Raw genomic sequence first — 13,425 nt, 5'->3', positions numbered from 1 at the left:
AATTGGGTTTTGTTTCCTCAACAGATCACTGAGCTCGCATTTAGGGGTCGTCGATGAAAAAGCGTTTCCCTTCAGGGGCTTTACCAAGCAGCGGAATCTGTCAAAGTATGTTGAAAGCGTACACCCTTGGGGCGAGCTGCTGGCGAGTAGAAAATCGAGAGAGTGGAAAACAAGATGAGTTCGACTGCCGTAGTTGACGCCCTCGCAAGCATAGGTATCGCACGACTGTCGGCTTTTTGGGGTGAGAACCGGTTAGAAGGGCTTTCAGAGCTCGGGGTTAGTACTCGACCTCGCGCGGTAGCTGAAGCCATGCTGTCTGAGAGTGGGCTGGCTATCTTTAAGAAGCGAGACCTCAGAAACGCTGTACTAGAAGTGTTTTCGCCACAGGTTATCCGAGACAAACTCGGCTCAGGGCCAAATGGTTGCCCTGTAACTATTCCACCGAATTTTACTTGGGGAAGAAATGAGGCAACGACCAATTTTCTAAAGCTGATGGACCTGAACATCGACGAAGCTTTCCCAAACGATTTGATGTCTGGCCCAGAGCCGCATCTGCAAACACACATTGAAAAACCCCTATTTGATTATCAAAACAGCATTAGAAAACAGCTTGTTAGTTTCTCGTTTTTGGAGGCAGGTGCCCACGCCAATGCGGCAAGCAGAAGAATCGTTGCACATATGCCGACAGGCTCGGGGAAAACACGAACAGCCATGGAATTCATTTCAGATTTCCTTAGGTTTAGTTGTTCACGTGAAAATCCAGTTGTGGTTTGGCTTGCTCATAGCGAAGAGCTCTGCGACCAGGCGGTTCAAACGTTCCTTAGCATTTGGACAAAACTGGGAACTGAGAATGCAAATGTTTACTCAATGTGGGGGGGCAGGAAGCCAGACAACATCGATCTGAGCAAGCCCTGTTTTATAGTTACTAGCTTTCAGAGTTGCTACTCTAGCATTCACTCAAACAAAAACGCTGATTTTGACCGATTTGCAGAAATTAGGCGCGAATGTAGTCTGCTGATTGTCGATGAGGCGCACATGTCGATGGCGCCAACTTACAAAAAAGCAATAGAGTTTCTCTGTAACTCGAGCACTACTCTGATCGGCTTGACGGCTACGCCTGGTAGGCATCACGTTGGGGGTGATGTAGCTCAAACCAAGGCTCTATCTGATTTTTATGGCAACAGAAAACTCACGATAGACCAGCGATTGACCGGTGAGAGAAACTCAATTGAGTATCTTCAGGATCGTGGGATTTTGTCTACTGTTGAGCGTATGCGTCTCAACACCAGCGCTACTGTTAATCTTGACGCCGAGGCAGTCAGGCTAATTTCCGATCTTTTAGACATCTCACCCAAAGTGCTGGCGGAGTTAGGCAACAACGCCCAGAGGACATTGGAAGTAGTCGCTGCAGTCGAAAAGCTTGCACTTGTTGATAAGAAACAGACCATCGTGTTTTGCCCATCGAAGCAGAATGCATCTGATATGGCATTGGTCTTAAGGGAAAGAGGGTGCGCGGCAAGAGCGGTAACCGGCGAAACTCCACCAACCGATCGGCGCGAGGCGATTGAAGATTTCAAAAACGGAAGTGTCAGGGTTCTCACAAATTTTGGTGTTTTGACAACCGGATTTGACGCGCCAAAGACAGAGGCCGTTGTGATTGCGCGTCCGACAACGTCGGTTGTGCTTTATTCACAAATGGTGGGACGGGGCCTTAGAGGCAATTCAGTTGGAGGGACGCCTAGCTGTACTGTGGTGGATGTGGTTGATAATATTGTAAATTTACCCAACGTGCCGCAAGCTTTTACGTATTTTGACGAACATTTCGGGGAAGCAAAATGAACAAACAAGACAAGCCAGTGCAGATTGTTGATGCGTACTTGGCGCTGAATGCATTGCGCCAAGTCGGCTATCGAAACACAGCTACTGCTGTAGCCGAATTGGTTGATAACTCGATCGAGGCCGAGGCAAAAAAAATAACCATAGTTACGCTGTCAGCCAGAGAACCTGTAGCAAAGCGTACGGTCTACCGAGTTCAAAAAATAGCGGTTTTGGATGATGGGCACGGGATGACACCGGATGAGTTGGGACGCTGTCTATCACTAGGTTGGGGCACTCGACTAGATACCCGAGATGGTCTCGGACGTTTTGGCTTTGGACTTAAAGGTTCGTCTCTTTCACAGGCGGAGCTTGTTGAGGTTTATTCTTGGCAAAAAGGGTCGGTCCACAAGACGTATCTTGATCTACCGGAAGTCAAGGAAGGAAGGCAGCAGTACCTTAAAAGCGTTGAAGAGACGGACCTTCCCAAAGAGATAGTTGAAGCGGTTGGAGGAAAGATCGGTAGTAGTGGCACGCTGGTCTTATGGTCCAAGCTAGATGGAGTGGATTTCAAGCGCCCGTCGACGCTCTTTTCTCGGATGCAGGAAGAGCTCTGCCGCATTTATCGGCACTTCTTGGATGACAATGATGATTATGGCAAGAAACGTGATGTGAGCTTGGTCGACTTCGATCTAGACAATAACAAAGTCGAAGCGTCGCATGAACTGAAGCCCAATGATCCTTTGTACCTTTTGGAGCCGTCAAGCTGCCCAGACAGCGATGGGAAGGCTACGAACGTCGAGTTTGAGAAACCATATGCCATACCAATAGAGTATGAGCAGGGAAAATTTTCGGACATTGAAATTCGCCTTAGTATAGCCAAGCCGGAGACCCAAAAAATGGGTGGTAACTCAAATCTCGGCAAGCACTACGCACGCAATACTGGTATCTCGTTTGTTCGTGCTGGCCGTGAGATAGACTTTGGTTCCTTTGGTTTTCTAGACAGTGATACAAGGCAGAGGTGGTGGGGCGTAGAAGTTCGTTTCAAGCCGGTTTTGGATGAGTTGTTTGGTGTTACTAACAACAAGCAGCATATTCGAGGCTTCAAGAAGCTAGACCCGAAACATGACGCCGAGCAGATTGAAGCCTTGAACGAAGCTGCGGAGGACCCGGAGAATTCCGGCCACTACAAATCTTCACTACATCTTGAGCTCAATCGAAATCTCACAGTCAAGATCAATGCAATGTTGGACGTTATTAAAACACGCAAGGAAGGGAGTTCTGCGGACCCATCTAAAGCCAAACCGGACCCCGTTTCTGAAAAGGTCAATAAAGATGTGGCGGAGGATCACACTGAAACATCCTCAGACAAAGAGGCTGAGACCAAGTCGGAGCAGGAGAAGCTGGCAGAACGTACAAAATATGTTCTGGAAACTCGCCCGGAGCTTTCTGAAGAGGATGCCCAAGCGTTCGCCAAAGCAACGATTGACTACAAGGTTGACCTGAATAAGGGTAGTTGGCCCGGGACTATGTTCTTGGATCTGCAGTTCGTAGCAAATGCAGCGGTTGGAGTTATCAATACGCGTTCGCCATATTACGAAAAACTATGGCAACATGTCGAAGACTCTGGCGATGATCGAGCGCTCAGTGCTCTTGAAGTTTACACGATGGCTTATGTGCGTACTGAAGATGAGTTCAGGAAAACCCTAGATGGCGAAACTTTTGAGAAATTCCGTGATCGGTGGGGGTACTGGGTCTCAAAACTCTTAGAGAATATTGACGAGTAGAATGCTTCTCTTGGAAACGGGTGCTTTTAGACGAGAACTTGCGGATGCTTTGTCCTCAGCGGAGCAAGAAGTAATAGTTCTCAGCGCATTTGTTAAGCTCGATGCGCTCAAGTGGCTTATTGAAACAAGTAGAACTAGCAACCTTAAGATCGTATCTCGTTGGCAGCCGGCAGATCTGGTGGCTGGAGCTTCAGACCTGGAGTGCTTCTACCTCTGTGAGGAGGCTGATATTCCATTCGGGATTTCTCAGAACCTGCATGGAAAAGTCTATATCGTAGATTCTAAGATCTTCATTGGTAGCGCCAATCTAACATCAAAGGGGATGTCACTTTCGCATTATGAGAACGACGAGTTCGGAACTGGATTCGAATACGGTCAGACTGAAAAGATCAAAGTCCGGGACTATCTCGCTTCCGTAAACTGGCTTGATGTCAAAACTGTCGAATTGATGGCTGACTTCTTAAGAAACTTTGGTGGCAACACGGATGCGCAGTCGAATGAGTGGCCCCATGAAATTTCTGAAAAACTTCGTTCTCAACCCCTCGGTGTCTGGTTTCACGATCTGCCAATGTGCAACCCAAATCAGTTGCTAGCACAGACGGCTGTAGCGACGGCAATAGAGCACGATCTAGATTGCTTTCGAAGCAAGAATGGCGCGACCGAAGACGAGCTGTTGAAAGGCTTCAAGTCGTCGCAAATTTGCTTTTGGCTTGAAGTGCAATTGCAGGAATATGGTGAGCTATCATTTGGGAAGGTCACATCTTTGTTCCACAACCAACTCCTTGACGATCCTATGCCATATCGGAAGAGCATCAAGGAGGGCGTGGCAAACCTGTTCGATTGGGCTAGCAGATGCAACTCAAAGTTTGAAGTGGTCAGGCCGCAGTACAGTCAGGTAATCCGCGCGGTGTAGTCGTGCGGAGTTCACTATCGACCTGGATCGTTGGCACTTACAGTCTGGTTGTCTTACTATAGGTATGATCCGATTTTATTGCCGGATGCTGAGTTCATACATCTTCCAGCTTATTTGAGCGCGCCCGAGAAGGTCATCGAAATCACCGTGACTAAAGAGTTCGAAACCGGCTTGCTCTGCGGTGTCTTCAAACTCAGAGGCGTTGACTTCGTACATCCCACGATCTTCATCTTGCGGCCCAATTCTGAGTGAAACAAACGCTCTGCCACCGTCGGAAAGCAGTTCTCCTATGCGTAACAAAGAGGCCTTGCGTTGTTCCGGGGGGATGTGCATCCAAACAGCACTAGCTAAGATTATGTCAAAGCTGTTGGGCTTTAAACGCGTGTTTTCGAGTTCTGGAAGTCGTGCGTCGATCCATTCGATAGCATCATCGGGATGAATGGCTTCAGCAATTCTGCGCATAGATGCAGACGGCTCTGCAGCGACAACTTTGTGGCCATGGCGAACTAGCCAAGACGCATCTCGGCCGGTTCCAGAGCCAATATCAAGTATCGAAAGGGAATCATCACTCAAAGTCGCAACAAGAAACGGGTACGCGTCCTCAAAAGATATGGCTTCGTAACCGTCTGCCAAAGCAGCGGCATGGCTGTCGTAGAATTCAATGCCTGCGTCGCGATTCATTTTTGTGCTTTCGCTTTTCCATTGGTATAGCTCTACCGATAGCAGCACGAAACTTGCACCTGCAGCCCAATAAAGCAAGATTGAGAATGTTTGGCGAACACGCTGCTCTCCGGCGAAGAAACTAGCTATCCGCCCCATTCCGTCGTTTGGTGAACTAGCGTCTACAAACCCCTCTGGGTATGCGCGCTTGAGCTCATCTAGATAGCAGCGCATGACAAAGCGGAACCGGTAAAGCACCGCAGAAAATGCTAGATTTCCGACGACAGCGGTGCAGAGTAGGATGCTCGCTAAAAAGGGGTTGTCTTCAATTTTGGAAACGCCGAACCAAAGCCCCCCGGTCAACGTCATCGCCAAGACTGGGATCTGCCACATTATTTGGTTTAGAGAGCGAAACTGTTGATAGTTCTGCTCATATGCTTCCTTTTCGAGCGACATCCCCGTCACCTTTTTTGTGTCAATAGAATTGTTGTCTCATCAATTCAGAAATCTTGATTTTGACAAGGCGAAACGGATGCGCGCGTTGCTATCTGAGTTTCGCAACTTTCGTATCAAACGCGAAAGTTGATTTCAATGCGCCCGCGCTCTATCGAGCGGGCAAAGTTTCCCAATAGACTGTACCGAGGCTCAACGGGCCGATGGCCCGCTCACCTCGATCCAGACATCATTCTTTTTGTTTGGTCCGCCCAACATCCCTGACCGTGGCGGTCAACCTTAGTCCATCCCCAAAATCAGCCACCAATTTCCCCTGTCTCGCGGGCGAGCCATTCCTCGCGGGGCAAATTGGCGTTTGATTTCGGCGCAGACATTTTCTTCGCAAATGTGGCCGATTGACAGCCCCGTTCAGGGCCGTGGGTCGGGCTTTGCCCTCTCCCACTCTGTTCCGCCGAATACATGCGTATTCGGTCAGATCAGGTGGCCGAGGCGCAGCCCATCGGCGGAAGGGGGCGCGAAGCCTCACCCGCGTCACTTTGATCGAGGAGGCCACAAATGGCACCGAAGTTTGATGTTTATGCCCATGTCACCGACACCATTATTGCAGAGATCGAGGCAGGCACGCCGCCATGGCGCAAGCCGTGGACAGGGAGCGCGTCCGGTATTGCCCTGCCGACCCGACACAACGGCGAGGAGTATCGCGGGATTAACATCCTGATGCTCTGGGTTATGGCGGCCAAGCATGGTTATGTGTCCAGCCGATGGATGACCTACAAACAGGCGCAGGAGCTGGGCGGCCAAGTCCGAAAAGGCGAAACGTCGTCGACCGTGGTCAAATACGGGACGTTTACCCGAGAGAACGAATTGGGCATCGAGGAAGAGCTGCCCTATGCGCGCGCCTATCGCGTGTTCAACGCGGATCAGATCGAGGGGTTGCCGGTGGATTACTACATCCGGCCCGAAGCCCCGCGCGACCTCGGCACGGCGGAAGATCCAGAGCTTGAAGCGTTTTTCAGCCGAACGGGGGCGGAGATCCTCACCAGTGACGACCCGCGCGCGTATTACAGCCCTGCTAAAGATCACATCCACATGCCGCCGATTGCCACGTTTCACGATGCGGCAGGCTATTATGGGACGTTGGCCCATGAGGTGATCCATTGGACCGGCAGCGAAAAGCGGCTTGAGCGGATCAAGAAGTTTGCGAACCGTGAGGCCTATGCCTTTGAAGAGCTGGTGGCGGAAATCGGTGCTTGTTTCCTTGGGGCTCAGATTGGCGTCGCGCCGGAATTCGACCAAAGCGCCGCCTACGTTGAAGGGTGGTTGAAAGCGCTCAAAGAAGACAAACGGGCGTTTTTCCGCGCGGCGTCCGAGGCGCAGAAGGCAACCGATTTTGTCCTAGCAGCCACAGGTCAATTGAAGGCAGCCGCAGCATGAGCGGCCCCGCAATCCTGCCCCCTATGGCGTGCCGCAAATGCGGCACGTCAAATCCAGTGATCTTTCTCGCGCCGGTCGTCATGAAAGGCAGCTGCACCTGTATTTGCTTGGATTGCGCAGAGGCGCGCAAATGGCTGGATCCGGACGGAAACTTGAAACCTGGCGTTGAGCTTTGAGCACCCGCGCCCCGCCTCGCGTGGCGGGGCGCGGGCATCTTGAACCATATGACAAATTGTGGCCCGTGCTGCTTCGCACGGGCCGCCCTGAGAAACGGACTGTGTGGAGGATCGACTGGCTTTCAGCCCGCTCACCTCCTTCAGGCTTCTTTCAATTTGATTGGTCCGCCCAACATCCCTGTCGCGTCCCGTCAATGGGCAAGCGCCGCGCGGGCGCGTCGTCAAAGCCTGCAACCCGTGTCCTCGCGCGCGGGCTGCGCTGCGGGCCGCACCAGTTGCTGGCTTTGACCCATTGACTGGCCGCTCCTGGGCCGTGGGTCGGGCTGTGCCCCCACCCACTCTGTTCCGCCGAATACATGCGTATTCGGTCAGATCAGATTGGCCGGTGTGCAGCCCATCGGCGGAAGGGGAGCCAAGCCCCAACCGCAGCACCCAAGAGGAGGCCACAAATGGCTCACAAATATCAGCCCCCGAAATTCTGGACCTGCGACTGTGATCGCACGACCGGCGGTCACATCATCGACGGGCTCTATAGCACCTGCGTCTATTGCGGGAAGCATCGGCACGAGCTGAAGGAGATCGTTGTTCCGTCGGGTTTGGGCGGCGTGTTCTGCGTCGAGATCCTCAGCGTTGAGGATGATTACGCGAATGTAAAGGTGGTCAAAAGCTCGAACGGCTTCGACGCGCTGCCGCCCTTCACGGTGCCGTTCAAAGACATTGCCCCGCGCTGGAAACACAAGGCGGGAGAAATCCAATGATCCCTGACTATCACAGTGATGATTTTGCGACAGCGCGTCTGGAAGATACCGTCAGCTTGCGAAGCGCCGCCCGTGAGGCCCGCGCCACGCTTTACGCGGTGTTGAACCGGCTGGAGCTGAACGATCTGGACGGCGAGGAGCAGCCCTATATCGACGATTGTCTTGGCGCTCTCGCCATCCTTGAGGAGGCTTTGAGGTAGGTCAGTCCAATTTGTTTGGCTCAAGTGCTTCGAACCATGGGTAAGAGGCACTTGGCACAATGGGCACCGAATTGTTGTTTGGTAGTTTAAACAGATCAACATCCCAGAGCTTTAGGTGGCCCTGCGCAGCACACCATGCGGCGACAATTGCGTCCGCCATATCGTCATGCTGCTTGCCGGAGCGCTTGGAGCCATCAGCGCTCTGGAGCTTATGGCAGTACCAATTTTTAATGCTTTGGGATGCTGCGTTTGAAGTGGAGAGGGTTTTCATGAGTAGTTTTGGATGGCTCTCGTAGATCGGGATAGTAAGCATGCTAGCATGCTGAGCGACCATCGCTCCGTTGAGGGTCATTGAGCTATAAAGCGAATTTTGAGGGATAATAGATGAGGCCTGTTTCGGGTACTTTTTCCGCAAACGGTCATCACATTCCCTGCTGCCGGTAGGCGACCACGCCATAAGGGTGTCAATGCCTAGGGCCGCCACATTGCCGTGTATGTCAATCCATTCCAAAACAGCCTTGGCATCCTGAAGTACTGAGCAAACGGGAGGTTTGACTATCTCCCCCGTCTCACTGACCTCAAGTGCAGCGACGCCGTGGGTGGATTTTCCACCAGGATCATAACCCAAAAAAAGCACCAAAGAGTCCCTCGCGAAAATTTCAGTCAAAGCTTTTGGTTCTGTGGCTATAGGCTACCTTCGTGGCATTACCGCCAAACATAACACCCGAACCACATTGGTCCCCTGAGCGTGCAGCGTTAATGGGAAATGCGCAAGCAGGCCTTGCGCATGTGGCCGGGCTTTGCCCGGCGGTCGCAGCCTATGGCTGCTCCAAACGGAATACAGGCAGTTGATACAATATTATAATATTGAATCAATTATGGCGAAATGCCATAACAGGGCTGCCTGTATGATGCTGGCAAGAAATAGGGTTGATTACTTCACATGGGCCGACCGCGCGCACCACGGCACAAACGACTGACGCAAAACCAGCGTTTTGCCATCGTACGCAAGCGTGCCGAGGGTGTGCCGATCGAGGATCTGGCCCGTGAATTCGGGGTAACGACCCGCAGCATCTTTTACACGTTGAAGGCCGATCAAAGCCGCAAGCTGGATGCGCGCGTGCGTTCAGAACTGGTGAATGTCCGGCTTACGCCAAAGGAGCTTGCGGGCTTTGATGCGCTGCTGACGCGGCATGATATCGCGAGCCGTGCCGAGGGGCTGCGGCGGTTGATCCATGCCTCGAACGATCTCTTTGTTCCTGACGATGAACTGGCCAACCAGATGCAGGGGCTCTCTGCTTCGCTCAATCGCACCGGCAACAACATCAACCAGATCGCGCAGCGCCTGAACGAGGCAAAGCGCCAGGGTAAGACGCCGCCCTATGGCAATTCCGCCCATGCTCAGGTCCGCGCTTTGGCCGGGCTGATCTTCGATATCGCCGACCAGGTTCAGGACATGGCGCAGCGCCGCCGAAGCGTGCTGTCCGGCGAGGTTGCCCGCGTTCTGGGAGGCTTTGCCGATGGCCCGGAATAGCGCTGTTGCCGCCGCGCAGGAGGCCTTTTTCGATCGCGACTGGAGCCGCATTCGTGGAAGCGTGCCGCGTACCCGTACCAAGCAAATGGCCCGGGCGGCGATGGGGCATTCGCCCGCGATCTTCAAAGCCATTCGCGACGGCGGCACCCACAACAAAGCGCAGCTGCGCAACCAGCTGGAATACCTGACCACCAAGTCGAGCTTCATAATCGATAGCCGTGGCACCTATGACGGCCAAAGCGTTCTGTCAGCCAAAGAGATCGAGCAGGTCACGCGCCGGTTTTCAGCGCAGTGGAATGAGGGGTTTCATCCCAAACTGGGGCACACCTCACATCTGTTGATGGCTTTCCCGATTGGCACGCGCGGTGAAGATGTCGCCGAGATCACGCGCGAGATTTGCGAACGGTTCTTTCAGGGCGAAGGCAGCCATTTTGACTACATCGCCGCCGTGCATGAGGACCGGGATCACCCGCACGCGCACATCGTTCTGAACCGGCGCAGCAAGGACGGCGAGTTCTTCTTTTTGAAGGAGGGGCACCACTTCAACTACGACAGTTTTCGCGAGGCGATGGTGGAGGTGTCGGACCTCTATGGGCTGCGCCTTGAGGCGACCCGAAAGCTCGAGCGTGGGATCACGACGAAGAGGCCAAGCGATGTTGACCAGCGTCGCGCAGAAGCCACGGGGCAGGAGCTGACCGAGCGTGAGCGCGTGGGGCCGGAGCTTGACCGTGCCTTGGCTGACGTGGCGCAGAACGCGCGGCTTTATCGCGGCCTGGCTGCCGAAGCCACGCGCGAGAACCAGCATGACATTGCAGCAGCCTTGGACAAGGCCGCGACGCTTTTGGCGCAGGGCAAACCGATTGAAGCAGATGGAAAGGTATATGGCATGGCCGAAGAACAGCATTCCTTTGATCAGGTCGTGGATGCCTTTCACGACAAGATCAACCAAGCTGAACGCATTGTGGCGGACGCCCCGGTGGAGCGGCGCGCGGCGCTGGAGCATGAGCTGAACGACATCTATCGCTCTCTGTCGCATCTCAGCCCAATGGGAACGCAGTCCCACACCTTGCTTGAAGACGCGTCCAAGAGTGGGATTTATTCCGCTGCGAATATACGGACCGAGGCCCAAGGCGCTTTGCAGGATCCAGCTCTTTCCGAACGTCTTCAGCAGGCTTTGAAAGGTACCGGAATTGACGCGCAAGAGGTGACGCGCCGCGTTGAAATCGGCGCGAGCAATGCCGCGCTCGAGCGGCAATGGCTTGGTCAGGATTTGAAAGCGATTGCGGAGAAGGACGGCTATGACCTGTCTCGCGCCGATGAGCTCGAGAAAGCAATCGACCTTCTCGACGAGATACACAGTGATCTGGGCCGTGAGTTGGCCGATGCTAAGGTTCTCAAAGACAGCGGGACTGTGGAGATTGACCGGCAGGAAAGCATGGTCGACAGGTTGCCGCCGACCATGGCTGATATCCTGAGCCGAATGAGGGACGACCCAACCGCAGATCCTTTCCGTAGCGATCTGGAACGCGAGACCTTGCGCTCTGAGCTGGAGGAACTGGTCGGTGAAGAAAGCACCTCGGACTTGGCGATTGGAGATGAGTCCACCCTGGAAGAACATATCGAAGACCGCCTGGACCGGCTCTATGCGGCCAAGGCCTACCTTCAGAGCGATGCCGCTTTGGCGAACAGTGTGGCGATGGAGCATGTCCTCGACGAGATCGCCAATGAGGAAATAGACCTCCAACGCGAGCGGCATGTCGATGCCGATGGCGAAAAAGGTGTGACGCATGGGTAAGGCGCGGATCGCACTGGGCGTCATGAGCTTTGCTCTTCTGGGCGCGGCATTGGGCTATGTCCTGGCGTCGGCCTTTCTGACGTTTCGCTGGTTCGGGATCGGGGCGGATATCGATTTCTTGATGCTGGCACGCAGCTATGGGGTTCTCCGAACCGCCCATCCGGCCGATATGCAGAATGTTCACTTGATCGTAGGGATCAGCACGTGCGCGGGCGTTTTGCTCAGCGCTGTGTTGATGAATGACGCGCTGACCAAGTTCGGTGAAACCCACTGGCAGCAGTTGTCCGAGATGAAACGGAATGGCTTTTTCGGCAAGCCTGGCCACGGCTTTATCCTCGGCAAAATGGGCAAGCCCAAGAGCCGCAGACCCTTTGTCATGTCCAAGGTCTTCCCCCATGCTCTGATCGTGGCCCCGACCGGGCGCGGTAAGACGACGGGTTTCGTCATCCCGAACCTACTGACCTATAAGGGCAGTGCCGTTGTCCTCGACGTGAAGGGCGAGAACTTCGAGGCGACCGCGCGCCACAGGGCAGCGCATGGCGACAAGGTGTTCCGGTTCGCGCCTACAGATTGGAAGGATGGCCGCTCGCACCGCTACAATCCTTTGCTGCGGATCTCGGCGCTGGAAAACGTCGACCGCCAACAGATGGAGCTGCAACTCCTAGCTTCGCTTTTTCTGCAAGCAGATAACGACCGCGTCCAAGGGCTCCTCGATGGCGGTATCGATCTGTTCGTGGCCGCAGGGCTTTTGGCGTTCGAGCGAAAGCGGCCGACCTTGGGCGAGATCTACCGCATCACCGCATCTGGCGGGGACAAGCAAAAGGAATATCGCCGCCGCGCCGATGAAGTCGTCAATCCAGCTGCCAAGCTGATCTTCATGCGCATGGCCTCAACCAACAACGACACGCTGACCTCCTACCTGTCACTGTTGATGACCTCGGGCCTCAAGCAATGGTCCAACCCCGCCATCGACCGTGCAACAGCAACTTCAGACTTCGATTTTCGCGATATCAGAAAATCGCCGTTTTCGGTTTACCTCGTTGTCGAGCCGCTGATGGTGAAACCCCTCGCTCCGCTGATCCGATTGTTCTTCTCGGACTTGCTGGCATCGCTGCAGGACCATGAACCTGGCAAAGATGAGCCTTGGCCGGTGATGATCATGCTCGATGAGTTCAATCGCCTGGGCAAGATGCCGATCGTGCTCGACAGCATCGAAACCCTGCGATCGTACCGAGCCAATCTAGCGATCGTCACCCAGACCATCCCTGCGCTCGATGAAATCTACGGTGAAAATGCCCGGCGTGCCCTGCAGGGCAACGCGGGTATTAAGCTCTACCTGACCCCCTCAGATGAAAAGACCATCGAAGAGCTCAGCAAGGCCGTCGGGAAAACCACCAAGCGTGTTGTGACACGCTCGCGGTCGGTCGGCCGAAATCCCTTCGCCGGGCGCAGTATGTCTGAACGGACCGAAGAAACCGCGTTGTTACCTGAGGACGAGGCACGGCGCATGGATCTTGATGACATCGTTCTAGTGGTCGATGCGCAAATGCCCGTGCGCGCCAAGCGGATCAAATACTACGAAGATCAGTTCTTTAAGCAGATATTCGACAAGCAGGCAGGCGATATGCCATATCCGTCAGCTGGTGACCAGATGCGCGGGCTGCAAGGGCAGATCAAGGCGTTGGAGGCGAAGATTGGGGCGTTGGAGGTGCCGCGAGCAGTTTCAGATGACGGGTCTGAAGGCGGAGGGAAGCGGCGCCAAGAGATCGATGCTTTGGCCAATGAAGAGCGTGGTCCGGCGTCAGGCGAAAAGCCTGGTTTGGGCGAGTATCAAGCAGGAGCTGAACGGGTGGAGAGATTTATGGAGGAGGCAGCTCGGGGATGAATGCACGGAAACCGG

Annotated in this window: 11 protein-coding genes; 9 read left to right on the top strand and 2 right to left on the bottom strand. The window is 54.0% G+C overall.

Annotated elements, in window-relative coordinates; genetic code table 11:
- The first annotated feature begins 174 nt into the window (after nt 1-174).
- Genes ACR0J8_RS00955 through ACR0J8_RS00945 form a run of 3 tightly spaced genes read left to right on the top strand, consistent with a single transcriptional unit; the run spans nt 175 to nt 4,515 of the window.
- Nucleotides 175-1,839 (top strand): DEAD/DEAH box helicase, encoded by a 1,665-nt coding sequence (locus tag ACR0J8_RS00955; RefSeq protein ID WP_171186107.1) that lies wholly within the window; start codon nt 175-177, stop codon nt 1,837-1,839.
- Nucleotides 1,836-3,602: an ATP-binding protein gene (locus tag ACR0J8_RS00950; RefSeq protein ID WP_480888720.1), complete on the top strand. Its 1,767-nt coding sequence runs from the start codon at nt 1,836-1,838 to the stop codon at nt 3,600-3,602. Before ACR0J8_RS00955 ends, ACR0J8_RS00950 begins: the two co-directional genes overlap by 4 nt.
- Nucleotide 3,603: 1 nt before the next feature.
- The gene (locus ACR0J8_RS00945) at nt 3,604-4,515 is read left to right on the top strand and encodes a phospholipase D family protein (RefSeq protein WP_480888719.1); all 912 of its coding nucleotides are present in this window, start codon (nt 3,604-3,606) and stop codon (nt 4,513-4,515) included.
- Between the two features lie 75 nt (nt 4,516-4,590).
- On the opposite strand, the gene ACR0J8_RS00940 is transcribed toward ACR0J8_RS00945, so the two are convergent.
- Nucleotides 4,591-5,631, bottom strand: a complete 1,041-nt coding sequence (locus ACR0J8_RS00940) for a class I SAM-dependent methyltransferase (protein WP_480888717.1) — start codon at nt 5,629-5,631, stop codon at nt 4,591-4,593.
- A gap of 552 nt (nt 5,632-6,183) precedes the next feature.
- On the opposite strand from ACR0J8_RS00940, the gene ACR0J8_RS00935 reads away from it, so the two are divergent.
- The 3 genes from ACR0J8_RS00935 (at nt 6,184) to ACR0J8_RS00925 (ending at nt 8,196) form a co-directional block, all read left to right on the top strand.
- Nucleotides 6,184-7,062 (top strand): ArdC family protein, encoded by an 879-nt coding sequence (locus ACR0J8_RS00935; RefSeq protein ID WP_480888715.1) that lies wholly within the window; start codon nt 6,184-6,186, stop codon nt 7,060-7,062.
- Between the two features lie 625 nt (nt 7,063-7,687).
- On the top strand, nt 7,688-7,996 hold the full coding sequence (locus ACR0J8_RS00930) for a hypothetical protein (RefSeq protein WP_480888713.1): 309 nt from the start codon (nt 7,688-7,690) through the stop codon (nt 7,994-7,996).
- Nucleotides 7,993-8,196: a hypothetical protein gene (locus ACR0J8_RS00925; RefSeq protein ID WP_025060004.1), complete on the top strand. Its 204-nt coding sequence runs from the start codon at nt 7,993-7,995 to the stop codon at nt 8,194-8,196. The genes ACR0J8_RS00930 and ACR0J8_RS00925 overlap by 4 nt, the downstream gene beginning before the upstream one ends.
- A 1-nt stretch (nt 8,197) precedes the next feature.
- Here ACR0J8_RS00925 and ACR0J8_RS00920 read toward each other — a convergent pair whose 3' ends face one another.
- A complete protein-coding gene (locus ACR0J8_RS00920) occupies nt 8,198-8,833 on the bottom strand; it encodes a DUF429 domain-containing protein (protein ID WP_480888803.1) in 636 nt (211 codons plus the stop codon).
- Nucleotides 8,834-9,139: 306 nt separating this feature from the next.
- On the opposite strand from ACR0J8_RS00920, the gene ACR0J8_RS00915 reads away from it, so the two are divergent.
- From ACR0J8_RS00915 to ACR0J8_RS00905, 3 genes are read left to right on the top strand one after another with little or no spacing between them, the layout of a single operon-like run.
- Entirely contained in the window at nt 9,140-9,730 is a 591-nt protein-coding gene (locus tag ACR0J8_RS00915) for a hypothetical protein (RefSeq protein WP_480888711.1), read from the top strand.
- Complete coding sequence (locus ACR0J8_RS00910) at nt 9,717-11,525, top strand: relaxase/mobilization nuclease domain-containing protein (RefSeq protein WP_480888709.1); 1,809 nt, start codon at nt 9,717-9,719, stop codon at nt 11,523-11,525. Before ACR0J8_RS00915 ends, ACR0J8_RS00910 begins: the two co-directional genes overlap by 14 nt.
- The gene (locus ACR0J8_RS00905; protein ID WP_480888708.1) at nt 11,518-13,410 is read left to right on the top strand and encodes a type IV secretory system conjugative DNA transfer family protein; all 1,893 of its coding nucleotides are present in this window, start codon (nt 11,518-11,520) and stop codon (nt 13,408-13,410) included. Before ACR0J8_RS00910 ends, ACR0J8_RS00905 begins: the two co-directional genes overlap by 8 nt.
- The last annotated feature ends 15 nt before the right edge of the window (nt 13,411-13,425 follow it).

Source organism: Ruegeria sp. N11 (assembly GCF_056531525.1).
Note: the sequence above shows the minus strand (reverse complement) of the source record. Positions and strands in the feature narration are given on the sequence as shown.